The 23914-nt window shown below is 71.1% G+C and carries 21 protein-coding genes, 1 pseudogene and 1 riboswitch; of the genes and pseudogenes, 17 read left to right on the top strand and 5 right to left on the bottom strand.

Annotated elements, in window-relative coordinates:
* Positions 1-572 precede the first annotated feature (572 nt).
* The 5 genes from ACWDZ6_RS20300 (at position 573) to ACWDZ6_RS20280 (ending at position 6427) form a co-directional block, all read left to right on the top strand.
* A complete protein-coding gene (locus ACWDZ6_RS20300) occupies positions 573-1253 on the top strand; it encodes a DUF4230 domain-containing protein (protein ID WP_389182798.1) in 681 nt (226 codons plus the stop codon).
* Between the two features lie 443 nt (positions 1254-1696).
* Positions 1697-2383, top strand: a complete 687-nt coding sequence (gene rpe, locus ACWDZ6_RS20295) for a ribulose-phosphate 3-epimerase (RefSeq protein WP_326648560.1) — start codon at positions 1697-1699, stop codon at positions 2381-2383.
* 75 nt (positions 2384-2458) lie between these two features.
* On the top strand, positions 2459-3493 hold the full coding sequence (locus ACWDZ6_RS20290) for a sugar-binding transcriptional regulator (RefSeq protein ID WP_326648559.1): 1035 nt from the start codon (positions 2459-2461) through the stop codon (positions 3491-3493).
* Positions 3494-3966: 473 nt separating this feature from the next.
* Complete coding sequence (locus ACWDZ6_RS20285; RefSeq protein ID WP_389182794.1) at positions 3967-5409, top strand: GuaB1 family IMP dehydrogenase-related protein; 1443 nt, start codon at positions 3967-3969, stop codon at positions 5407-5409.
* 142 nt (positions 5410-5551) lie between these two features.
* A complete protein-coding gene (locus tag ACWDZ6_RS20280) occupies positions 5552-6427 on the top strand; it encodes an RNA polymerase sigma factor SigF (protein ID WP_451503958.1) in 876 nt (291 codons plus the stop codon).
* Positions 6428-6567: 140 nt separating this feature from the next.
* On the opposite strand, the gene ACWDZ6_RS20275 is transcribed toward ACWDZ6_RS20280, so the two are convergent.
* Positions 6568-6966, bottom strand: a complete 399-nt coding sequence (locus ACWDZ6_RS20275; protein WP_389182788.1) for an ATP-binding protein — start codon at positions 6964-6966, stop codon at positions 6568-6570.
* Positions 6967-7013: 47 nt separating this feature from the next.
* Positions 7014-8027 (bottom strand): GDSL-type esterase/lipase family protein, encoded by a 1014-nt coding sequence (locus ACWDZ6_RS20270; protein ID WP_451503957.1) that lies wholly within the window; start codon positions 8025-8027, stop codon positions 7014-7016.
* Between the two features lie 258 nt (positions 8028-8285).
* Here ACWDZ6_RS20270 and ACWDZ6_RS20265 point away from each other — a divergent pair, with 258 nt between their 5' ends.
* From ACWDZ6_RS20265 to ACWDZ6_RS20235, 7 genes are all read left to right on the top strand, one after another.
* Positions 8286-10640 (top strand): nitrate- and nitrite sensing domain-containing protein, encoded by a 2355-nt coding sequence (locus tag ACWDZ6_RS20265; protein ID WP_451503956.1) that lies wholly within the window; start codon positions 8286-8288, stop codon positions 10638-10640.
* Positions 10633-11055, top strand: coding sequence for a roadblock/LC7 domain-containing protein (locus ACWDZ6_RS20260; protein WP_366732535.1), 423 nt, complete (start codon positions 10633-10635; stop codon positions 11053-11055). The genes ACWDZ6_RS20265 and ACWDZ6_RS20260 overlap by 8 nt, the downstream gene beginning before the upstream one ends.
* Before the next feature lie 3 nt (positions 11056-11058).
* Positions 11059-11427, top strand: a complete 369-nt coding sequence (locus tag ACWDZ6_RS20255) for a DUF742 domain-containing protein (RefSeq protein ID WP_389182779.1) — start codon at positions 11059-11061, stop codon at positions 11425-11427.
* 247 nt (positions 11428-11674) lie between these two features.
* Positions 11675-13153 (top strand): amino acid permease, encoded by a 1479-nt coding sequence (locus tag ACWDZ6_RS20250; RefSeq protein WP_451503955.1) that lies wholly within the window; start codon positions 11675-11677, stop codon positions 13151-13153.
* A 10-nt stretch (positions 13154-13163) separates the two neighbouring features.
* Positions 13164-13619 (top strand): Lrp/AsnC family transcriptional regulator, encoded by a 456-nt coding sequence (locus ACWDZ6_RS20245; RefSeq protein ID WP_326648552.1) that lies wholly within the window; start codon positions 13164-13166, stop codon positions 13617-13619.
* Positions 13620-13925: 306 nt separating this feature from the next.
* The gene (locus ACWDZ6_RS20240; protein WP_451503954.1) at positions 13926-14717 is read left to right on the top strand and encodes a carbon-nitrogen hydrolase family protein; all 792 of its coding nucleotides are present in this window, start codon (positions 13926-13928) and stop codon (positions 14715-14717) included.
* A 56-nt stretch (positions 14718-14773) separates the two neighbouring features.
* On the top strand, positions 14774-16483 hold the full coding sequence (locus ACWDZ6_RS20235) for a flavin monoamine oxidase family protein (RefSeq protein ID WP_451503953.1): 1710 nt from the start codon (positions 14774-14776) through the stop codon (positions 16481-16483).
* A gap of 149 nt (positions 16484-16632) precedes the next feature.
* Here the strand turns inward: ACWDZ6_RS20235 and ACWDZ6_RS20230 are convergent, their stop codons facing one another.
* Positions 16633-17337 (bottom strand): DUF5995 family protein, encoded by a 705-nt coding sequence (locus tag ACWDZ6_RS20230; RefSeq protein ID WP_451503952.1) that lies wholly within the window; start codon positions 17335-17337, stop codon positions 16633-16635.
* Between the two features lie 173 nt (positions 17338-17510).
* On the opposite strand from ACWDZ6_RS20230, the gene ACWDZ6_RS20225 reads away from it, so the two are divergent.
* Positions 17511-18620 carry a glycoside hydrolase family 6 protein gene (locus ACWDZ6_RS20225; RefSeq protein ID WP_451503986.1) on the top strand — a complete coding sequence of 370 codons (1110 nt, stop codon included), beginning with the start codon at positions 17511-17513 and terminating at the stop codon, positions 18618-18620.
* On the opposite strand, the gene ACWDZ6_RS20220 is transcribed toward ACWDZ6_RS20225, so the two are convergent.
* Entirely contained in the window at positions 18599-18919 is a 321-nt protein-coding gene (locus ACWDZ6_RS20220) for a hypothetical protein (RefSeq protein ID WP_451503951.1), read from the bottom strand. The genes ACWDZ6_RS20225 and ACWDZ6_RS20220 overlap by 22 nt on opposite strands.
* Here ACWDZ6_RS20220 and ACWDZ6_RS20215 point away from each other — a divergent pair.
* Positions 18878-19126 (top strand): annotated as a pseudogene (locus ACWDZ6_RS20215) (alginate lyase family protein); the annotation flags it as partial. The gene ACWDZ6_RS20220 and the pseudogene ACWDZ6_RS20215 sit on opposite strands and share 42 nt — an antisense overlap.
* Positions 19127-19158: 32 nt before the next feature.
* Here ACWDZ6_RS20215 and ACWDZ6_RS20210 read toward each other — a convergent pair.
* Positions 19159-20382, bottom strand: a complete 1224-nt coding sequence (locus tag ACWDZ6_RS20210; RefSeq protein ID WP_451503950.1) for an MFS transporter — start codon at positions 20380-20382, stop codon at positions 19159-19161.
* A 90-nt stretch (positions 20383-20472) separates the two neighbouring features.
* Here ACWDZ6_RS20210 and ACWDZ6_RS20205 point away from each other — a divergent pair, with 90 nt between their 5' ends.
* The 3 genes from ACWDZ6_RS20205 (at position 20473) to ACWDZ6_RS20195 (ending at position 23911) form a co-directional block, all read left to right on the top strand.
* Positions 20473-21642 (top strand): ROK family transcriptional regulator, encoded by a 1170-nt coding sequence (locus ACWDZ6_RS20205; protein ID WP_451503949.1) that lies wholly within the window; start codon positions 20473-20475, stop codon positions 21640-21642.
* Between the two features lie 291 nt (positions 21643-21933).
* Positions 21934-22064: riboswitch (FMN riboswitch) on the top strand.
* 152 nt (positions 22065-22216) lie between these two features.
* The gene (gene ribD / locus ACWDZ6_RS20200; RefSeq protein ID WP_451503948.1) at positions 22217-23302 is read left to right on the top strand and encodes a bifunctional diaminohydroxyphosphoribosylaminopyrimidine deaminase/5-amino-6-(5-phosphoribosylamino)uracil reductase RibD; all 1086 of its coding nucleotides are present in this window, start codon (positions 22217-22219) and stop codon (positions 23300-23302) included.
* On the top strand, positions 23303-23911 hold the full coding sequence (locus tag ACWDZ6_RS20195) for a riboflavin synthase (protein WP_451503947.1): 609 nt from the start codon (positions 23303-23305) through the stop codon (positions 23909-23911).
* Positions 23912-23914 lie beyond the last annotated feature (3 nt).

Here is a 23914-nt window from a genome sequence, read left to right as displayed (position 1 = left end):
CAGCAGCTCGCGATGCACCTCACACCGGAGAGCCTGGTTGCCGGAAGCCCCTGCACTTCTCGAGGCGACCGCGGCCAGGCACGGCCAACCACAAGTGCGGCAAGACCCCTCGCTCCGTACGCCAACGAGATTGGCCAAGATCGCGAGACGAATCAAGGCTGGCCACTTAGTGAGACAACTAAGGACTTGGAGGCCAGGCAGTCGCCAGTGGCCATGGGAAATGAGAACCTACACCGCGCCGACGGGGTCGGCTGCGGCGTCTCGGAATGAGTGCGCGTCACCGCTCAGCATCGCTCGTGAGCAGGGCCGGCGAACCATCTTTCGCGTCGCCTGCAACGTCGACATCGGTCGGCGACCCGACGGGGGAAAGCGCGTCAGCGTTGTTGTGCGGCTTTTCTCCTGCGAGCCGTCGGCGGCCTCGGCGTCCGGTCCGGCGCCCGGTCGGGCGAGCCGATGCGCAAGGCGTTGCCCGCGCCGCTTCCCGGCAGGACGGCACGGGCAACATCCCCGGGCGAAGCCGTATTTGCCGTCACGCCGGAGTGGTTGCCGGCGACGGGGGCACCCGAAGTCAGGTGAAGACTTCCACACCGCACACGGAGGAACAGCACCGGCAACCGGCCCCGGCGCCGAGGCGTTGGGTGAAGCCGGTCGTCGTGGTCGCCCTGCTGCTGGCGCTTCTCGCGCTCATCGGCCGGCTCAGCCCGTTCCCGGGCTTCGGTGATCTCTTCGGCGACGAGACCCGTGACAGGACGGGTCCCGCGCTGCTCAAGTCCATTAAGGACATGAGCCGTTACGAGGGCGCCGCCGGCGACTTCCAGGTGGTCGTCGACTTCGAGAAGGACGCGAAGTTCCTGCCCGACGCCATCCGGGGTACGCGGACCCTCTACGTGGCCGCGGGTTCGGTCGGCGCCTACGTCGAGCTGGGAAAGCTGGACGACGAGGACATCCGGGTGAACTCCGACCGCACCGAGGCCGTGCTGCGTCTGCCGCACGCCCGCCTCGGCAGCCCCGCTCTGGACCCCGAGCGCTCGTACGCGGTGTCCAAGGAGCGTGGACTGCTGGACCGTCTCGGCGACCTCTTCTCGGACAATCCGGCCGACGAGCGGGCCGTGCACCGGCTGGCCGCCCAGCACATCGGTGAGGCGGCGAAGCACAGCGAGCTCACTGCGCGGGCGGAGAAGAACACCACGAGCATGCTCGAGGGACTGCTGCGCTCGCTCGGCTTCGAGCGCGTCACCGTCGAATTCGGCTGATGCGTTGAGGGCGTCGCGGTGAGTCCCTCGGCTGCCGCGGTAGCCGCCACGCAGGTTTGCTCAGGAACGGCGGGAGGACTGCGGTGGCACCGGGTGGGCCTACGGCAGACCGACCGCACCGAGACGTACGTAGCCCTGGAAGACCCACGGGGCGTGTGGGCCCAGGACACCGCCAGTGTCGACATCCGCCCCGTCGCCCCTCCTGCTCCACCGGCCGAGCCCGCCGGCCGGCACCCGCCTGCCCGGGCCGCGACTGCCGCCCGAAAGGCGGCGGCGTCCAGGCGAGCAGGGCTGGGAGGACGCCGGCAGCGCCCCCCAATTGCCCCGGGGTACCGGACGAATCGCCGGGATTGCGCGGACTGTGCTGATCCCGGAAGTCTCTGGTCCGTACCGGGAGGCCTACCGAGGAGGGGAAGAGCCCCGGAACATGGCAGGCTTGGCACATGGCCGTTCAGATCAGCCCCAGTATCCTCTCCGCCGACTTCTCCCGCCTGGCGGAGGAGGCCAAAGCCGTCGAGGGCGCCGACTGGCTCCATGTCGATGTCATGGACAACCACTTCGTGCCCAACCTCACCCTGGGCGTCCCGATCGTGGAATCCCTCAGCCGCGCGACGGACACCCCGCTGGACTGCCATCTGATGATCGAGGACCCCGATCGGTGGGCCCCGCAGTACGTCGAAGCGGGGGCCGGGTCCGTCACCTTCCATGTCGAGGCCGCCGCCGCTCCGGTACGGCTGGCGCGCGAGATCCGGGCCAAGGGCGCCCGCGCGTCGATGGCGCTCAAGCCCGCCACCCCCATCGAGCCGTACGAGGACCTGCTCCCCGAGCTCGACATGCTGCTGATCATGACCGTGGAGCCCGGCTTCGGCGGCCAGGCCTTCCTGGACATCATGCTGCCCAAGATCCGCCGCACCAGGGAGCTGATCTCCAAGCACGGCCTCGAGCTGTGGCTGCAGGTCGACGGCGGGGTCTCGGACGCGACGATCGAGCGCTGCGCCGAGGCCGGCGCGGACGTGTTCGTCGCCGGTTCGGCGGTGTACGGGGCGCAGGATCCGGCGCAGGCGGTGCGGGCGCTGCGCGGCAAGGCGCAGCAGACCCTCTCGTCGGCGCCCTGGGCTTGCAACCACTGAGCCACAAGCAAGTGAACTCGGCCCATCAGGGCCGATCAAGGTCCGGCGGATCTGACAGGATGACGGATCCGGAGTGTGTACAGCAGTGAGGAGATCGCGGTGTCGACGGGCCGATCAGCCATGCGGATGGGACCCGCTGAGCTGGTGCAGGCGGCGGCCATGGCCCGCCGCTTCTACCTCGAGGGCAAATCCAAGATCCAGATCGCGGAGGAGTTCGGCGTAAGCCGCTTCAAGGTCGCGCGGGTCCTGGAGACGGCGCTCGAGCGTGATCTCGTACGGATCGAGATCCGCGTACCCGCCGAGCTGGACGCGGAGCGCTCCGACGCGCTCCGCGCCCGCTATGGCCTGCGGCACGCGGTCGTCGTCGAGTCCCCGGCGGAGGGCGAGGAAGAGTCGCCCGACCCGGAGAACCTGGGCGAGGTGGCCGCCGACCTGCTCGGCGAGCTGGTGAACGAGGGCGATGTGCTGGGTCTGGCCTGGGGCCGGTCCACCATCCATATGGCGGCCGCGCTCGACCGGCTGCCGCCGTGCACGGTCGTGCAGCTCACGGGCGTGTACGACGCGGGGACCGCCGAACGCGGCTCCGTCGAGGCGGTGCGGCGTGCCGCGCAGGTCTCCGGTGGCGAGGCCCACCCCATCTACGCCCCGATGCTGCTGCCCGACCCGGCGACCGCCGCCGCGCTGCGCAATCAGACCGGGATCGCCCGCGCTTTCGAGTACTTCGACAAGGTCACCGTCGCCGCGGTCTCCATCGGCTCCTGGGAGCCGGGTATCTCGACCGTGCACGACATGCTCACCGACGAGGAGCGCGCGCACTACGCCTCGCTCGGCGTCGCCGCCGAGATGTCCGCGCACCTCTTCGACGCGGAGGGCCGTCGGGTCGGCCGCGACCTGGGCGAGCGGTGCATCACGGTCGAGGCAGACCGGCTGCGCCGTATCCCCGAGGTGGTGGCGATCGCGGGCGGCCAGCGCAAGGCGGAGGCGATCGCTGCCGTGCTGCGCTCCGGTCTGGTCACCAGCCTGGTGACGGACACGGCGGCAGCCGACCATCTGCTCACCGCCCCGCCGGGACCGCGGCCCGCACTCGACCGGGCCGACCCCGACGACTGACGGGGGACGGTTCGCAGGAGGACTGCCGGACAGCGGTCGGGGGCCGGCAGCCCGAGCGGCACCGCGCCTCGTGCGCCGGGCTGAACGCTGCCGCATGCCGGATCGGTGCGGTGCGGCCGGACCGCACCGGCCGGTGGGTAGCGGGAGGAGCGCCGGGAACGAACAGTGGACGCGGGCGACCCGGTCGCCCAAGCCCGTGCGGAGTACCGTCCTTGGCTCGTCGTCCGGCCGCCTGTGCCCGCTGACGTCTTCCACGGCCCTGATGCCGTCCGGGCCGCGGCGCGGGCGTTGAGCCGCACGCCGCCCCGGACACCCGGCGGGACGCGTTTGGAGGATCCGCTCGACCGCACGGCTGTGAGCTGGACCTTTCTCCCAGCCCGCACATGCGTATGGGCATGGGAGAATGAAGTACGTGCGATTTCCCCGGCTGAGATGACCGGGGGCCAACTCCGATCGACTGGGATGATCAGCACGTGCGTTTCCTCAATGACCTGAAGCCGCCGTACGACCTCACGTACGACGACGTGTTCATGGTGCCGAGCCGCTCGGCCGTCGGCTCCCGCCAGGCCGTCGACCTCTCCGCTCCCGACGGCACCGGCACGACCATCCCGCTGGTCGTCGCGAACATGACCGCCATCGCGGGCCGCCGTATGGCCGAGACGCTCGCCCGCCGCGGTGGTCTTGTCGTCATCCCCCAGGACATCCCGATCGACGTCGTCACCGACGTCATCTCCTGGGTCAAGACGCGCCACCTCGTGCTCGACACCCCGATCGTGCTCGCCGCCGGTCAGACCGTCGCCGACGCGCTGTCCCTGCTGCCGAAGCGGGCGCACGAAGCGGGCGTCGTCGTCGATGCGGACCACCGGCCGATCGGTGTCGTCACCGACGCCGACCTGTCCGGCGTGGACCGCTTCACGCAGCTGTCCGAGGTCATGTCCCGGGACCTGCTGCTGCTCGAGGCGGACATCGACCCGCGCGACGCCTTCAACAAGCTCGACCACGCCAACCGCCGCTACGCCCCCGCCGTGGACAAGGACGGCCGCCTCGCCGGCATCCTCACCCGCAAGGGCGCGCTGCGCGCGACCCTCTACAGCCCCGCCGTCGACAAGAACGGCAAGCTGCGCATCGCCGCCGCCGTCGGCATCAACGGCGATGTGGCGGGCAAGGCCAAGCAGCTCCTCGACGCGGGCGTGGACACGCTCGTCATCGACACCGCGCACGGCCATCAGGAGTCGATGATCAGCGCGATCAGGACGGTCCGCGCGCTCGACCCGCGGGTGCCGATCGTCGCGGGCAACATCGTCGCCGCCGAGGGCGTACGCGATCTCATCGAGGCCGGCGCGGACATCATCAAGGTCGGTGTCGGCCCCGGCGCCATGTGCACCACCCGCATGATGACCGGCGTGGGGCGGCCGCAGTTCTCGGCCGTGCTGGAGTGCGCCGCCGAGGCCAAAAAGTTCGGCAAGCACGTCTGGGCCGACGGCGGAGTGCGCCACCCGCGCGACGTCGCCATGGCGCTCGCCGCCGGCGCGTCCAACGTCATGGTCGGCTCCTGGTTCGCCGGTACGTACGAGTCGCCGGGCGACCTCCAGCAGGCCCCCGACGGGCGTCTGTACAAGGAGTCCTTCGGCATGGCGTCCGCGCGCGCCGTCCGTAACCGTACGAGCGAGGAGTCGGCGTACGACCGGGCCCGCAAGGGGCTGTTCGAGGAGGGCATCTCCACCTCGCGGATGTTCCTCGACCCGGCCCGCCCCGGTGTCGAGGACCTGATCGACTCGATCATCGCCGGTGTCCGCTCCTCCTGCACCTACGCCGGCGCCGGCTCCCTCGAGGAGTTCGCCGAGAAGGCGATCGTCGGCATTCAGAGCGCCGCGGGCTACGCCGAGGGCCAGCCGCTGCACGCCAGCTGGATCTAGTCGCAGCCCATTCAACGTCCGGCCCGCGCGCTCGCCGCCCGGGCCGGACGTGTTGTTCGGCGTCAACTCGACTGCCCAGGCATGTGTGGAGCAGGACGGGGTATACGCGCTCTGCACTGACCACGGAGCAGGGGAGGACGAAGTGTCCACGGCGAGCACGGTCCCGGCCGAACTCACGCAGCCTGGTACACAGCGCCTGAACATGGCGGAGCTGGATCTTCCGGATGTTCGGAAACCGGGGGAGGTCGCACCCAAGGACGCACGCGCGATCTCGAGGCTCTTCTTCGTTCGGCTCGCCGAGCTGGACGAGGGGACGCACGAGCACCAATACGTACGGAACACCCTCATCGAACTCAATCTGGCGCTTGTCAGATACGCGGCCGGCCGCTTCCGTAACCGCGCGGAGCAGATGGAGGACATCGTCCAGGTCGGCACCATCGGCCTGATCAAGGCGATCGACCGGTTCGAGCTGAGCCGCGAGGTGGAGTTCGCGACCTTCGCCGTCCCGTACATCGTCGGCGAGATCAAGCGGTTCTTCCGCGATACGAGCTGGGCCGTGCATGTGCCGCGCCGGCTCCAGGAGTTGCGGATCGATCTGGCCAAGGCCACCGACGAACTCTCCCAGAGGCTCGACCGCGCGCCGAGGACCGCCGAACTGGCCGAGTACCTCGGACTCGACGAGGAAGAGATCATCGAGGGCGTGGTCGCCAGCAACGGCTACACGGCCGGCTCGATCGACATGCCCGTGGACGACGCGTCCGACCACACGCCGACGCCGCTGTCCGACCGGCTCGGCGCGCCCGACGCCGACCTGGAGACCGCGGAGAACGTCCAGGCGCTCAAGCCGCTCATCGAGGAACTCGACGACCGCGAAAAGAGGATCCTCCAGATGCGCTTCGGAGCGGAGATGACCCAGTCGGAGATAGGCGTGGAACTCGGCGTTTCCCAGATGCATGTGTCCCGGCTGCTGACGCGCATCACCTCACGGCTGCGTGACGGCCTGCTCGTGGTGGAGTGAGACTCCGCCCCGCGCATCACCAGTTCCCCCCACGGGAAAAGCGGCGTTCCGACTGACCGGGACGCCGCTTCCGCGTGCCCGCTTCCCCGTGCTCCGGGTCCGGGAATCAGCGGCGTGTTCCGGGACCGGCGGTGCTGGGATCAGCAGGCGGTCCGAACCGAGACCGGTCGCATCCAGGTGGCCTGCACCCTCTTGCCGTACGGCAGCGGGCAGACCTCCACGCGGCTCGCGAGCCGGAGCACCATGTGCCAGCCGAAACCGCCGCCGCCGGCGAAATCGGGCTCGCGCGGTACGGGGGGCAGCGGGCTGGAGTCGTCTATCTCCACCACCAGCGTGTCCTGCCCCGCCGTCAGGTGCAGCCGCCACCATCCGGCCGTGTGCCGCATCGCGTTGGCGACCAGCTCGGCGACGACAAGCAGCACCGCGTCCCCGTCGACCCAGGGGCAGTACTGCGACAGGAAGTCCGCGGTGGCATGGCGGGCCCCCGCGCTGTCTTTGTGTGGCGATTCCTCGATCACCACATGCGGCTCTGCGTTCATCACCGCTCGCATACCCCGGTTGTCGCACTTTTATCAGCCAGTGAACATTACGTGTCGGACGGCCGGGCTGACGAGATCGCCGGGCGGAGTGCGCCGGCGACCGCGGCGGCCAGCACGGCATGCCCCTCGTCATTGGGGTGCACGCCGTCGGCCAGCTGCCCGGGACCGAGCAGATCGCGTCCTGGCAGCAGCGTGAGCCGCTGGTCGCCGGACCCGTCGGCGATACGGTCGCGGACGGCCTCCTCCATTGCCGTACGCAACTCGGCGAGGGTGGCGCCGAGCGGATTCGCGGTCTCCTCGGCGTCGGGGCGCAGTACTGGGGAGACCAGCAGGAGCGGGATGTCCGGGTGCCCCTGGCGTACGAGCTCGATGAACGCGCGCGTCGTCTCGTACAGGAGCGGGACGGAACAGGGAATGCCGGTCCAGCAGTTGGTGCCGAAAGCCAGAGTGATCACATCGGCGGGCAATGCCGACAGTTGCTGCGCCGTGGCCAGCTCGCCCCGGGCGCCGCCCGCGTACCCGAGGTTGACGGTGTCCACGCCGAGGGTGCGGCCGACGATCGCCGGCCAGGAGTGGGCGGGGCGGGTGGACCACCAGCCCTCGGTGATGGAGTCGCCGTGGACGAGCCAGCGCGGGCGCGGCGCGGCGGGCGTGACCGTGCCACCGATCGCTCGTACGCCCAGGATCACGGGGGACTGGGCCTCGGGCGGATGGACGGTGAACGGGCCCCTGGTGCCGCCGGGCAGGCTGATCGTGACGACCGCCTCCTCGGCCGGGTCGGTGAAGGTCTCGGACACACAGCCGTCGCCCTGCCAGAGCGCGAAGCAGTGCGCGAGATCCCGTAGCGCGTCGGTCGGACCCGGCACGGCGGCGCGGAAGCGGATCTCGACCGCGTCCGCGCCGTCCGCCGTGAATTCCAGCCGTACGCCGGTGGGCAGTGCGGCCCGCTCGCCGGCGTCCCACGGCAGCCGGCCCAGGTCGGCCGGGTCCGCGCGCACCGCGCGCCCATGGTCCAGCCAGGCCACGCCTCGCAGAAAGGGTCCGGGGTCGAGCCAGGTCACGCGGGCCTCCCAAGGTCGGGTGCGGGAACCGCACGACCACTGTCCGGTCCCAACACTGTCCAGTCCGGCGCGGCACCATGCGCCGGACATGGCGGGTGTCCGCGGAGTCCGTTGCCGGACCCCTCCGGAGCCCCCCGCCGTTACCTGCAGGAACATTGCGTTGCGCATGCCAAATCGCGTAGCTTGACTGCGCTTACCGGGGGGTAACCATCGTTGATCTGTTGCCCCCGATCCGTTGTCCTATGTTCTGGGGAGACCATGCGCCGGCGATGGGGCCGCCCCACGATCCGCGGCCGGATCGTGACTCTGACGGTCATACCCGTCATCGCTCTGATGGCGCTGTGGACCTTCGCCATGGTCTCGGTAACCGGCGACCTAAGGGCTCTGATCCGGGTCCAGAGCGTGTACGAGGACTTCGGCACCCCGGTCGACACCGCCGTGGGGCAGATCCAGATCGAACGCAGGCTCACCGCCGAGTATCTGGGAGCGGGGCGGAACGACGGCCCGGCCACCGTCGCCGCGCTGACCGGGCAGCAGCGTTCGACCGACGAGGCCGTCGGCGCCATGCGGGACGCGATCGGCGACCGGGAGCGGCGTGCGGACCTCACCGAGCGCCAGCGGCAGTCGCTCGACGAGATGGCCGCCGCCGTCGACGGCCTGGAGGACCTGCGTGGGCGGGTGCTGGACCGGGCGATCTCCTGGGCGGACGCCGTCGACGCGTACACCACCCTCGTCCAGCCGACCTTCGACGTGCAGTCCACGCTCACCGCCCTGCAGGCCGGCCAGCTCGCCCGAGAGGGGCAGGTCGTCGTCGAGCTGGTGCGTGTGCGGGAGTTCGTCTCCCGTGAGGACGCCCTGGTCGCCGGGGCGCGTGCCGCCGGAAGTCTCACCGACCGCCAGTACGACGCGCTCACCGCCACCATCGAGGACCGGCGGGTCTTTCACCGCACGTACGTCCCCGACCTCCCGGACGACTCCAGGAAGCTGTTCACGGACTTCGAGGCGAGCGCGGAGTACCGCGCGCTGACAGCCGGTGAGGACGCTCTGCTGCGGGCCGGCGCGTCCGGTGCCGGCAGGGCCATGGCCGCCGACTCCTGGCGGACCACGACGGACCGTGCGGTCAAGCGGTACATGCTGCTGTGCACCGATTCGGCGCTGAACACCGCCGACCGCGGCCGGGCCTTCGCCTACCGGGAGATGGTCAAGGCCGCGGTCGTGGGTCTGCTCGGACTGATCGCGGTGGGCCTGTCGATCTGGTTCTCGGTCACCAGCGGCCGGCGCATCTCGCGCCGCCTGGAGGAGCTGCGCGACGCCGCCGAGGTGCTCGCCACTCGGCAGCTGCCCGATGTGATGGAACGGCTCGGCGCGGGCGAGGAGGTGGATGCGGCCGCTGCCGCGCCGCCGCTGGACTTCGGCGACGACGACAGGGGTCTTGACGAGATCGGCCAGGTCGGCCAGGCACTCAACACCGCCCGGCTGGCAGCCGTCGAAGCCGCCGTGAAACAGGCGACCCTGCGCCGTGGCGTCTTCGCCGTACTGCTCAACATCGCCCGCCGCAACCAGGCCCTGGTGCACCGGCAGTCGAAGCTCGTCGACACTCTGGAACGCCGCACCACCGACCCGGACACACTCGAGGACCTGTTCCGGATCGACCATCTGACGACCCGGATGCGACGCCACGCGGAGGGGCTCATCATCCTCTCCGGGGCCACGCCGGGACGACGCTGGCGCAAGCCGGTACCCGTGGTGGACATCGTGGCCGCCGCGGTGGGCGAGATCGAGGACTACACCCGGGTCGTGGTGCCACCGATGCCGGCCGTGGGCATCAGCGCCGAGGCGGTCGCCGACGTGGTGCACCTCGTCGCCGAACTTGTCGAGAACGCCACGGTGTTCTCCCCGCCGCACACCCAGGTCACCATGCGCACCGGCCGGGCCGGCAACGGATTCGTGCTGGAGATCGACGACCGCGGGCTCGGTATGGACGCGGACGAACTGGACCAGGCGCACCGGACGCTCGCGCGGCCCCGCGACTTCGACCCGGCACAGGACGAGCGCCTCGGCCTCTATGTCGTGGGCCGGCTCGCCGAGCGGCACGGCATCGGGGTCACCCTCACCCGCTCGCCGTACGGCGGCACCACGGCCGTGGTGCTGCTGCCCCACCCGATCCTCGCTCCCGTCGAGCCGGCCCCGTCGGGCCCCTCGGCCCCGTCGGCCCAGGAAAGGGAGTCGGCGGACAGGCCACAGCCCGCCCCGGTCCGTGCCCTGCCGACAGCAGTACCCCGGGCGCTGGAGGTCGTACAGCCGGTTCACGCCCGGGCCCCGGAGGAGCCGCGGGCACAGCCCGCCCCGCAGCCGCCCGAGCCCGCCCCGCAGGCACTCGGACTGCCGACCCGGGTGCGCCAGGCATCGCTCGCCGCCCCGCTGCGCGACGCACCGTCCGCAGCGGCCGAGGACAGCGACCGTGAGGTGTCCCCTGAAGAGATGCGCTCGATCTTCGGGTCCTTCCAGCGCGGTCTCGATCGCGGCCGCAAGGGAGATCCCGCAGGACCCGCGTCGCCGGGGGCAGCGCCGCGCCCCCGTACGACCGATGAAGGGACACACGACGATGGCTGACGAACCCACGGAGGACCGGTCCGGCCTCGGCTGGCTGCTCGACGATCTGCTGGCCAGGACCGACCATGTGCTCCAGGCGGTGCTGCTGACCGCGGACGGTCTGGTCAGCAGCGCCTCCAAAGGGATGGCCAGGAAGGACATCGAGCATCTCTCCGCCGTCTGCGCGGGCTTCCACAGCCTCGCCAAGGAGGCCGGCAACCGCTTCGGGGCCGGGTCCGTGCGGCAGACGATGGTGATGCTCGACCACGCCTTCCTCTTCATCACTCCGGCCGGCGACGGCAGCCGGCTTGCGGTGCTCTCGGACCCCGAGACCGATGTCGGACAGCTGGCCCACGAAATGTCGCTGCTGGTCAGGCGGGTGGGCCGGCATATGGCTGTCCCCACGCGCTCGGCCTCCGAGGCCACCGACACCTAAACCGTGAGCGACCACTGGTACGAGGACGAGACCGGGCCTCTGGTACGGCCGTACACCGTGGCCGGCGGCCGGACACGTCCCGCCGCCGAGCACACCATCGATCTGATGTCGCAGGTCACCGCCGTGGACCCGACTGGTTCCGAGCCGCGGCTCGACCATGCCCGCAGCTCGCTGCTCGAGCTGGTGCGCCGCGAGCCGCGTCCGGTCGCCGAGATCGCCGCCGACGCGGATCTGCCCCTCACCGTCGTACGCGTCCTGTTGGCCGACCTGGTCGATGCCGGCCTGATCCGGGTCTCCGCGCCGGTCACCCACGCAGGTCTGAACGATCCGGAGCTGCTGCGCGAAATCGCCGACCGGCTGCGGGAGCTGTGAAGCCACCGTTCACCCGGACGCAATGTTTCCCCGTGGTGCCCGGCATCGCGCAATGATCGTCCGCAGATGCGCAACAACGATGCATTACGGGTTCCGAGCCACGGCTCATAGGCTCAGGCCCCGTACCTGGAGTGGCGGTGATCGCCTGCTCGGCGGTCCCTCCCCTCATGCGCGGGCACATCCGCCATGCCCGCGGGCCGCCGACGGTCATCCGTCGCCGACCCGCAGCCATGAAGGAGCCCCCGCAGTGCTGGACCACGGCGAAGCGCCACTCGCAACCGAGCCACCGTCCGCCCCGAGCCGGGGACCGAGCACGAGCTTCGGCTCCCGGCTGATGCGGCGCAAGCCCGTCGAGGCTCTGGTGGCCGAGGGCGGCCAGGGCGAGGGCGGCACGCTCCGCCGCTCGCTCACCATGTGGCAGCTGACCATGATCAGCATCGGCGCCACCCTGGGCACCGGAATCTTTGTGGTGCTCGGCGAGGCCACGCCGCTGGCCGGCCCGGCCGTCGCGATCTCATTCGTCCTCGCCGGCCTGACCGCGCTGTTCTCGGCGCTCTCGTACGCCGAGCTGGCCGGCTCCATCCCTGTTTCCGGCTCCTCGTACTCGTACTCGTACGCCACCATGGGCGAGATCGTCGCCTGGATCTGCGGCTGGTGCCTGATCCTGGAGTACGGCGTCTCGGTCGCGGCGGTCGCCGTCGGCTGGGGCGAATACCTCAACGAACTGCTCGACGGCACCTTCGGCTTCACCATCCCCGATTCGGTGTCCGCCCCCCTCGGTGAGGGTGGGTACATCAATCTCCCGGCCCTCGTCGTCATCCTGCTGGCCATGGTGTTCCTGATGCGCGGGGCCAAGGAGAGCGCCCGGGTCAACACGATCATGGTGGTCGTGAAGATCGTCACCCTGGTTCTGTTCTGCACGATCGGCTTCATGGGCATCAAGGCCGGCAACTACACGCCGCTCGCCCCGCTCGGCGTGACCGGCATCAGCGCGGCCGCGGCCACCCTCTTCTTCTCCTACATCGGCTTCGACGCCGCCTCCACGGCCGGCGAGGAGGCCAAGAACCCCAAGCGGGATCTGCCGCGCGCGATCATGCTGTCGCTGCTCGTCGTCACGGTGCTGTACTGCCTGGTCGCACTGGTCGCCGTCGGCGCCATGCCGTGGCAGGACTTCGAGGGCACCGATGCGGCCCTGGCGCAGATCATGAAGGACGTCACCGGTCACAGCTTCTGGAGCGTCGTCCTCGCCGCGGGTGCGGTGGTGGCCATCGCCAGCGTCGTCTTCGCCGTTCTGTACGGCCAGACCCGCATCCTGTTCGCCATGGCCCGCGACGGTCTTGTCCCCAAGGTCTTCGCCAAGGTCGACGCCCGCACCGGGAGCCCGCGCGCCAACACGCTGATCGTCTCGCTTTTCTGCGGGGTGCTCGCCGCCACCATCCCGCTCGGCGAGCTGGCCAATGCCACCAGCATCGGCACGCTCTTCGCGTTCGCGCTGGTCAACGTGGCCGTTGTCATTCTGCGGTACACCCGGCCCGACATGCCGCGCACCTTCCGCGTGGCGCTGTTCCCGGTGACGCCGATCCTGGGTCTCCTGTTCTGCCTCTACATGATGGTCAGCCTTCCGGGCGTCACCTGGGTGGTCTTCGGAGGCTGGATGATCGTCGGGCTCGTGCTCTACTTCGGTTACGGCATGCGCCGTTCCCGACTGGCCGCAGCAGAGAAGTGATTCAGCAACAGTGCGACTGAACGATCTCGACGAACGCATCGTCCACGCCCTCGCCGAGGATGCCCGCCGCTCCTACGCGGACATCGGCTCCGAGGTCGGCCTCTCCGCGCCCGCCGTCAAGCGGCGGGTCGACCGGCTGCGTGCCGAAGGCGCCATCACCGGGTTCACCGTACGGGTGGACCCGGCGGCTCTCGGCTGGGAGACCGAGGGCTTCATCGAGATCTACTGCAGCCGCAACACCTCGCCCGCGGCCATCGAACGGGCTCTGAAGCGCTACCCGGAGGTCGCGTCCGCCTCCACCGTCACCGGTGAGGCGGACGCGATCGTCCAGGTATTCGCCTCCGACATGCGCCATTTCGAGCGCGTGCTGGAGCGGATCGCGGGCGAGCCCTTCGTGGAGCGCACCAAATCGGTGCTGGTGCTCTCCCCGCTGCTGCGCCGCTTCACGTCGGGCGCGCCCACGTAGAACCGTCCCCGGCCCGTGGACACCGGAAGCGGTGGAGCTTCGCGCTGCCGGGGGAGGGGGCCGGGCCGTCTGCGGCCGCAGCACCATGCGCGTGCGCTGGGAGGGCTCCGCGGACCCCGCCACGGGCTCCGCGGACCTTCTGGTGTCACGGGATCACGGCTACGCGCAATGAATCGCCGCCACCACCGCTCATTGCGCAACGGATCGGCCATCGGCGCGCAACGGTCGCGCCTTGTCCGGGCCGAAGTCCGGAACGTACCGTCTTAGTGTCTTCTTCACCCCGCATCAACCGCCCCGAGGTCGCCGATGTCCCCGCTGCGCACCGCACTGCTCCAGAGCTCCGGACGACCGGGATCGGTCGCCGGGAACCTCAAGGTGCTCGACGAGGCCGCGGGCCGTGCGGCGAAGGCCGGTGCCGGACTGCTGATCTCCCCCGAGATGTTCCTGACCGGGTACGCGATCGGTGACCAGGTGCCCCTGCTGGCCGAGCCCGCCGACGGTCCGGCGGCGCGGTCCGTCGCGGAGATCGCCGAACGCCACGGCATCGCGGTGATGTACGGCTACCCCGAGCGCCAGGGGGAGCTGATCTTCAACTCCGCTCAGCTGATCGGCCGGGACGGCAGGAGCCTTGCGAACTACCGCAAGACCCACCTCTTCGGCTGCTTCGAGCAGCAGTGGTTCACCCCGGGCGAGCAGCAGGTCGTACAGGCCGAGCTCGACGGAGTCCGGGTCGGCATGCTGATCTGCTACGACGTGGAGTTCCCGGAGAACGTCAGGGCGCACGCGCTCGCAGGCACCGACCTGCTGCTTGTGCCGACGGCCCAGATGCACCCCTTCCAGTTCGTCGCCGAGTCCCTGGTCCCGGTGCGGGCCTTCGAGAGCCAGATGTACATCGCGTACGTCAACAGGACCGGCCCTGAAGGGGAGTTCGAGTTCGTCGGCCTCAGCTGCCTGGCGAGCCCCGACGGCACGACCCGCGTCCGCGCCGGCCGCGGTGAGGAACTGGTCGTCGGCGACGTGGACCTCGCCCTGCTGTACGCCTCGCGCGAGGCCAATCCGTATCTGCGCGACCGCCGCCCCGGCCTCTACACGTCCTGACCCGCTCCGCCTCCCCGCTCGCCGCACCACGCTTTCCCGCAAGGAGTCCGTACCCCATGACGTCCACGCTGCCCACCACCGCTGTCCAGCACTCCGACGAGCAGCCGCCGATCACCATGTTCGGGCCGGACTTTCCTTACGCCTACGACGACTTCCTGGCCCACCCCGCGGGCCTCGGCCAGATACCGGCGACCGAGCACGGCACCGAGGTCGCGGTCATCGGCGGCGGCCTCTCCGGCATCGTCGCGGCCTACGAGCTGATGAAGATGGGCCTCAAGCCGGTCCTCTACGAGGCCGACCAAATCGGCGGCCGGCTGCGCACCGTCGGCTTCGACGGCTGCGACCCCGAGCTGAGCGCCGAAATGGGCGCGATGCGCTTCCCGCCCTCCTCCACCGCGCTGCAGCACTACATCGACCTCGTCGGCCTGACCACCCAGCCCTTCCCCAACCCTCTCGCCCCCACGACCCCGTCGACCGTGGTCGACCTCAAGGGCGAGTCGCACTACGCCGAGACCATCGACGACCTGCCGCAGGTCTACCGCGATGTGATGGACGCCTGGAACGCCTGTCTGGAGGAGGGTGCCGACTTCTCCGACATGAACCGCGCCATGCGGGAGCGCGATGTGCCGCGCATCCGCGAGATCTGGGCCAAGCTGGTCGAGAAGCTCGACAACCAGACCTTCTACGGCTTCCTGTGCGAGTCCGAGGCCTTCAAGTCCTTCCGGCACCGCGAGATCTTCGGCCAGGTCGGCTTCGGTACGGGAGGCTGGGACACCGACTTCCCCAACTCCATCCTGGAGATCCTGCGCGTCGTCTACTCCGAGGCCGACGACCACCACCGCGGCATCGTGGAGGGCAGCCAGCAACTGCCGCTGCGACTCTGGGACCGCGAGCCGGCCAAGATCGTGCACTGGGCGCAGGGCACCTCGCTGTCCTCCCTGCACGGCGGCGAGCCGAGGCCGGCCGTGACCCGACTGCACCGCACCGCGGGCAACCGGATCACCGTCACCGACGCCTCGGGCGACATCCGCACGTACAAGGCGGCCATCTTCACCGCGCAGTCCTGGATGCTGCTGTCCAAGATCGCCTGCGACGACTCGCTCTTCCCGATCGACCACTGGACGGCGATGGAGCGCACCCACTACATGGAGTCGTCCAAGCTCTTCGTCCCGGTCGACCGGCCGTTCTGGCTGGACAAGGCCGTCGACGACCAGGGCAACGCGACCGGCCGTGACCTCATGTCGATGACGCTCACCGACCGGATGACCCGCGGTACCTACCTGCTGGACAACGGGCCCGACAAGCCGGCCGTCATCTGCCTCTCGTACACCTGGTGCGACGACAGCCTCAAGTGGCTGCCGCTGTCCGCGAACGAGCGGATGGAGGTCATGCTGAAGTCGCTGGGCGAGATCTACCCCAACGTCGACATCCGCAGCCACATCATCGGCAACCCGGTCACCGTGTCCTGGGAGAACGAGCCCTACTTCATGGGCGCGTTCAAGGCGAACCTGCCCGGCCACTACCGCTACCAGCGCCGTCTGTTCACGCACTTCATGCAGGACCGGCTGCCCGAGGACAAGCGCGGCATATTCCTCGCGGGTGACGACATCTCCTGGACGGCGGGCTGGGCGGAGGGCGCCGTCACGACCGCGCTGAACGCGGTATGGGGTGTGATGGCACACCTCGGCGGCACGACCGACCCGGGCAACCCGGGCCCCGGCGACCTCTACGACGAGATCGCCCCGGTCGAGCTGCCGGAGGACTGACCCGCCGGCGGTCACCCGGCGACGGGTACCCGCCCACGACTTCCGCCGGCTCCGGTCGGCGGACCGACCTGCCGTCCGGGGCCGGCCGCGATCCGGCCGTCCCCGGACGGCACTCAATCCATGAACCGCCTTGTGGCCGGGGCCCCCGATCAGCGCCAGGGCGTGAGCAGACAGCGGCCGACCAGGCCGACGCCGGCATCCAGCCGCTCGGTGAACTCCCCGGCCAGCTCCGGAAGATCCCTCAGCCGCCACAGCAGCCGCGCCGCCGACCAGGCGCCCTCGCGGGCCCGCTCCAGGCTCCATGACCCCACCAGGTGGGTCAGCGGGTCGGCGATCTGCAACAGATCGGGGCCGGGCATCAGATCCTCGCGGATGCGCTCCTCGAGCAGTTCGAGGATGTCGCCGACCCCCTCGAACTCACCCTCCACATCCGCCGGTTCGCAGCCGAGCGCATGGCAGGTGTCCACCACGGCAAGTGCCAGGTCGTGCCCGATGTGCGCGTTGATCCCGGCCAGCGCGAACTGCAGGGGGCGTACGCCGGGATGACGGCGGTACTGGAACAGCGGCCGCCAGCAGGCCGGTGGACGTACACCGTCGGCGGTCGCGCCCACGGCGAAGAGATAGCGCTCGGCGAAGAGCACGCTCAGGGTGGTGGCGGCCCGCGGGTCGGGGAAACCTCCGCCGTCGATGCGCCGGCCGATCTCCTCGGTGACCGTCAGATAGACCCGGTTGAACACCGCGAGCCCGTCCGCGGCCGGCCAGGCGGAGCCGTACGCGGACATCCGCGCCGCCACCGAGTCGACCGCGGCCGGGCCGCAGCCGGGCCGCACAGCGAAATGTTCCATCTGCGCCATGGACGAAGGGTCCCAGCCATAGGCTCGTGGCCGTGGTGCCCGGCCGGGGCTTCCCCAGAACGGGGGAACGACGGCGCTGCCGGTGTCACCTGGAGGGGGAGATCGTGGCAGGCGTCCGTACTCAACTCCGTGCCGAGCGTGCTGCCGGACGGCGCGCCGCGCGCCGTCGGGCGATGGTGGTGGCCGCATCGGCCGTGGTCGCGGTCGCGGCCGCGGCGGGGGCGGCCGGTGTGCTGGCGCAGACGTCGGCGGACGACGAGAAGAAGCGGGCGGCCCCTTCGGTCACCAGGGCCACGGTCCCCGCACCGTTGCCTGCCGTACCGTCCGCGACGCCCACCCGCCCACGGCCCAGTGCCTCACCGGGCCGGGCGCCCGCACCGTCCCCGTCCGCCGCACCCGGACGCGCGCGCAACGACACCGCCCCCGCCGTCCTGTACAGGCATCCGGAGTCACAGGTGCTGGACTGGGTCCGCGCGCACCGCGGCGATCCGAGGCGGACCGTGATCGAATCGCGGATCGCGGCACGGCCCAGCGCCGTCTGGTTCACGGAGTACGACCCCGGCGCGGTCACGGGCAGGGTGCGGTCGGTGACGTCGGCTGCCGCGGCGGTGAACCGCACGGCCGTCCTGGTGGCCTACGCGATACCGGACCGGGACTGCGGGGGAGCGTCCGAGGGTGGGGCACCGGACCTCGGCGCGTACGACGGATGGGTCCGGGAGTTCGCCGCGGGTCTCGGCGACAAACCGGTCCTGGTGATCCTCGAACCCGACTCGATCGCGCAGGCCGACTGCCTCTCCGCCGGACAGCGGTCCGCACGCTTCGCGGCCCTCGGGCGCGCGGCGCGGACGATGAAGGCGGCCAACCCCCGCGCCAAGGTCTACTTCGACGCGGGGCACTCGGGCTGGCGTCCGGCGGCCGAGCAGGCCGCCGCGCTGCGCTCGGCCCAGGCGGGAACCAGCGGCGACGGCATCTTCACCAACGTCTCCAACTTCCACAGCACGGCCGAGGAGGTGGCCTACGCACGCCGGGTGCTGGCGGCGCTCGGCGGCCGGCCGGGCCTCGGGGCGGTGATCGACACCAGCCGCAACGGCAACGGCGCGCCACCGGCCGGGCAGTGGTGCGACCCCGCCGGGCGGGCGATCGGCCGCGCGCCGACCACCGACACCGGCGAGGCGCGGATCGACGCCTATCTGTGGGTCAAGCTGCCGGGGGAGTCGGACGGCTGCAAGGGCGACGCCGGGTCCTTCACCCCCGATTACGCCTACGAGTTGGCGACGGGCTGACGGTACGCGCCGCGTTCGGCGTCCTGCCGGCTGTCCTCGTCGCCGCTGTCGTACGTCGCGGTGCCCGAATCCGGCAGTGTCTCCCGCGTCTTGAGATGCGCCGGGGCGAAGGCCCGACGCGCCGAACATGGCCACGACGTGCTGGGCGCCGAGCCCCGCTGTCCGGGGCCGGGAGAGCCGCTCGTCGGGGCGTACGACGGCGCCTGGAGCAGGGGTCCGCCGGTCGGTGAGGGGCTCAGCGCACGCCGAGGTTCACCCGGGGGCCGCAGGGGCAGAGCCTGTTCCAGGCGGTCGGCCATCTGCTGCCCGCCGCCACCGTAGCGGCCGCATGGCCGCACCCCGAGCTGGTGTTCTACCTGTACGCGGCGAGTGATGTGGTGCACGCGGCGGCCGACGCCGGCGACCGGCAGGTCAAGGCGGCGGTCCCGCGGCTCGAGGCACCACCGGCCGGTGACCTCTGGGCGCTGCGGCCCGCCGCCGAACAGCTCGACTCCATCGCGGGCTGAGCGGCGCGCTCGTCCCGGCGGCGCGCTCGCCCTCAATCGCCGGCGGGGCTGGGATCCGCCCGCCTCACCGCGTCAGCCGTGCCAGACGTGGCGGTTTCCCGGCCGGCCGAGCGCAGCACTCCCGCGCCCACGATCAGGCCGCACGCGAGCGCCGTCACCAGAGAGAAGGAGACGACCAGGCTGGTGGCGTCGGCGACCGCGCCGATCGCCGAGGGAGCGATGAGTCCCGAGGTGTAGGTGATGGTGGCGACGCCCGCGATGGCCTGGCTGGGATGGGGGCCGCTGCGCCCGGCCGCCGCGAAGGCGAGCGGCACCACGACGGCCACACCGAGTCCGATGAACCCGAAGCCGGTCATGGCCACGGCCGGATGGGGCGCCACGACCACCAGCAGTCCGCCCGCGGTTGCCAGTACACCGCCCGCCCGTACCGTGCGCACCGGTCCGAAGCGGTCCACGATGCGGTCGCCCGCGAGCCGCGCCACCGCCATGGTCAGCGCGAACGCGGTGGTGGATGCGGCCGCGAGGCCGGCCGATGTGCCCAGTACGTCCCGCAGAAAGACCGCCGACCAGTCCAGGCTCGCGCCCTCCGCGAACACCGCGCAGAACCCGACCGCGCCGATGACGATCGCCGACCTGGGCGGCAGCGCGAAACGCGGCGGCTCCTCGTGGGGCGCGCTGCGCAGGTCCAGTAGGCCCTGACAGGCGATCAGACCGAGCGTGGTCAGTACCGCGGCGGCGACGGCGTGGTGCAGCCGGGCGTCGCTGCCGAGATGCGCGGCGAGAGTCCCGCCCGCGGAGCCGATCAGCGCACCGGCGCTCCACATGCCGTGCAGCCCGCTCATGATCGAGCGGTCGAGGCGGTTCTCGGTCTCGACACCCAGGGCGTTCATCGCCACGTCCGCCATGCCCGCCGTGGCGCCGAACACGAACAGCGCCGTACAGAGGGCGAGCAGATTCGGGGCGAAGGACGGCAGGATCAGCGAGAGCGTCCACAGCGTGATCAGGCCGCGCAGCGCGTTGCGGGCGCCGAAGCGGTGGCTGATCGCGCCGGCCAGCGGCATCGCCACGGATGCGCCCAGCGCCGGGAAGGCGAGCGCGAGACCGAGCTGCCCCGCGCCGACCGTCGCATGCTCCTGGATCCAGGGGATACGGGTGGCGAAGCTGCCGGTGACCGCGCCGTGCACACAGAAGACGGCGGCCACGGCGATCCGCGCGCGCTTCAACCGGCTCTGTCCGAAGACCACTTCGCCGACCATGCCTGTGCCCCTCCCCACAGAAGTCCCGCGTAAACTATCAGGAACCCTGCCTGATAAATAGCGGTGGCAGTGATCTGGAAGGATTCCGGCATGCCCGCATCCCCGAGCACCGCCCGGGTCATCAACGACCGGCTCGCCCTCCGACTGCTGCAGCAGGAAGGCCCGTTGACGGCAGGGCAGCTGAAGACCATGACCGGACTCTCGCGTCCCAGCGTCGCCGATCTGGTGGAGCGGCTGCAGATGTCCGGTCTGATCCGGATCGTCGGCGAGGCGGGCGCCGAGCGCCGCGGCCCCAACGCCCGGCTGTACGGGATCGTCGCCGACCGCGCGCACCTGGCCGCCCTCGATGTACGGACCCGGAGCGTGACCGTCGTCGTCGCCGATCTGCTCGGCGTGACCCTCGCCGAGGCCTCGCTGCCCATCGGCGGCGATACCGGTACCGGGCCCGCCGTCGAGAGCGCGGTCGCACTCCTGGAACGGACGGCCCACGAAGCGGGCGCGGCCCGGCTGCACAGCGTCGGCATCGGCGCGCCCGGCCTGATCGACCCGGCCACCGGCGAACTGCGCCACACCTCCGGCCTGCCCGCCTGGCACCGCCGCCTCGTCGCCGCGCTCCAGGAGCGGCTGCCTGCCAGGGTCCTCGTCGAGAACGAGACCAATCTGGCCGCCGTGGCCGAACAGCGCCTGGGTGCGGCCCGCGACCGCGACACCTTCGCGCTGCTGTGGCTCGGCCACGGGATCGGTGCGGCGCTCTTCCTCGACGGCAGACTCCGCCGAGGTGCGTCGGGCGGGGCGGGTGAGATCGGCTTCCTGCCGGTACCCGGCACGACGGGACTGCCGAGCGGGGTCGACTGCGAAGGCGGCTTCCACTCGCTGGCCGCGTCCGCCGCGGTCTGCGCGCTCGCCGACCGGTACGGCATCGAGGTGCCGCGATCCGGGGAACCGAGGGCCGCGGCAGTTGTACGGGCAGCCGTAACAGCCCGCCGGGACGGCTTTCTCGACGCCCTCGCCGACCGTCTCGCCCTCGGCGCGGCCGCGGTCGCCTCCGTCCTCGACCCGGGGTGTGTGGTTCTCGGCGGGGAGGTCGGCCATGCGGGTGGCGCGGAACTGGCCGCCCGGGTCGAGGCCCGGCTGGCCGAGCTCTCTCCGCTGCGTACCGAGGTACGGGCGGGAATGCTCGGGGGCACCGCGGTCCTGAGCGGCGCGCTGCTGGCGGCGCGCGAGGCGGCCCAGGATGAACTCTTCGCACCCGGCGCGTGAGCGCATGACGCCACCGCGCGTGTGAGCCGCGACGGGTCGCGATCGTTCCGACCGGGCCGTCCGGGGCGGCTGCTCGGAGCGGCGCGAAGCCCGGCGGCGGCAAGGGCCGGACTCCGCCGCCGGGCGGTCGACACCCCAGAATCCGAGGAGGTGCCGCAGAGACTAATTGGACTAGACCAGGGCGGTCAATAGGTCTGAATCAGCCATCCGATACGAGCTTGTGAGTCAGCCCACAGCTGTTCACTCGCATGGCCCTTGACCGGGCGTGGCACACTGGCCCTGTATCAGCAGCAGCGCACTCCGGGGTCGGTGTAATTCCGAACCGGCGGTTACAGTCCGCGACCCGTCCGCATCCAGCGGCCGGTTGACCAGGTGAAATTCCTGGACCGACGGTGAAAGTCCGGATGGGAGGCAGTGCGCGGCGGGCGACCTTTCCGGTACGCCGGCCGTAGTGGCTGATCGCCGTACTCGGCGATCGGTGCGCTCGGCCTCGGCGTCGCTGTGAATCGTTGTCCCGCTCTCTGTCGTCATCGACAGGCCCCGGAGTCCGTGCCCGAAGAGGCAGGAGGACCCGGTGGCCACCGCAGCCGACACAGACGCCATGCGCCGAGCGATTCTGCTCGCCGCCCGCGGACTCGGCTCCACCAGCCCCAACCCGGTTGTCGGGTGCGTCATCCTCGACGCCTCCGGACAGCCTGCCGGTGCCGGATTCCACCGGCGCGCAGGCGGCCCGCACGCCGAGGTCCACGCACTGCGCGAGGCCCAAGAGCGCGCCCGCGGCGGCACCGCGTACGTCACCCTCGAGCCCTGCAACCACACCGGCCGCACCGGGCCCTGCGCCCAGGCCCTGGTCGAGGCCGGGATCGAACGGGTCGTGTACGCCGTCGGCGACCCGACCGCGCAGGCCACCGGTGGCGCGGACACCCTGCGGGCCGCCGGAGTCCAGGTCGAGCAGGGCCTCCTCGCCGAGCAGGCTGAAGCGGGCAACATCGCCTGGCTCACCTCTGTACGCCTCGGCCGTCCCTACGTTCTGTGGAAGTACGCCGCGACCCTCGACGGCCGTATCGCCGCCCAGGACGGCACCAGCCGCTGGATCACCTCGCCCGAGTCCCGCGCCGACGTCCACCGGCTGCGCGCCGAGGCCGACGCGGTGATCGTCGGCTCCGGCACGGCCCGCGCCGACGACCCGCACCTCGCGACCCGCGGCATCGAAGGCGCCGTCCAGCCGCTGCGCGTGGTCGTCGACACCGAAGGCACCGCCGTCAAGCCCGGCGCCCGCGTCCTCGACGACGCCGCGCCCACGCTGATCGCGGTCGCCGAGGACGCCGAGACCGGACTGCGCGATGTCGTACGGCTGCCTCGCGCGGCGAACGGCCTGTCCGTACCGGCCCTGTTGGAAGCCCTGCACCGGCGCGGCGTCCGCTCCGTACTCCTCGAAGGCGGCCCGACGCTTGCCGGAGCGTTCGTCGCCGCGGGAGCCGTCGACAAGGTCGTCGGCTATCTCGCCCCCGTACTCCTCGGCGCGGGCCGCACCGCCCTCGCCGGCGCCGGAATCTCCACGATCGCCGAAGCGTTGCGGCTCGACATGACCGAGACCGTACGCATCGGCCCCGATCTGCGTGTTACCGCCACCCCCGCCACCGCCCCGAAGGAGCGCTGAGTGTTCACCGGAATCGTCGAAGAGCTGGGTGAGGTGACCGCCGTCGAGAAGCTCGGCGACTCCTCCCGCTTCCGACTGCGCGGCCCCGTCGTCACCGAAGGCGCGAAGCACGGGGACTCGATCGCCGTCAACGGCGTCTGTCTCACAGTCGTCGACTTCGGCGACGGCGAGTTCACCGCCGATGTGATGGCCGAGACCCTCAACCGCTCCAGCCTCGGCGCGCTCGCGGAAGGCTCCCGCGTCAACCTGGAGCGGCCGATGGCCGTCGGCGACCGGCTCGGTGGCCACATCGTGCAGGGCCATGTGGACGGTACCGGCACGATCGTCGAGCGGAAGCCGTCGGAGAACTGGGAGATCGTGAAGATCTCCCTCCCCGCCGGCCTCTCCCGCTATGTCGTCGAGAAGGGTTCGATCACCGTCGACGGCGTCAGCCTGACCGTCGTCGACGCGGGCGCCGACTACTTCACCCTCAGCCTCATCCCCACCACCCTCGCGCTGACCACGCTCGGCATCAAGCAGCCCGGTGACCCGGTCAACCTCGAGGTCGACGTCATCGCCAAGTACGTCGAGCGGCTGCTCGGCGCCGGCTCCGAGGAGTCCGCGAAGTGAGCG

It is taken from the genome of Streptomyces sp. NPDC002926 (assembly GCF_053591755.1).
Note: the sequence above shows the minus strand (reverse complement) of the source record. Positions and strands in the feature narration are given on the sequence as shown.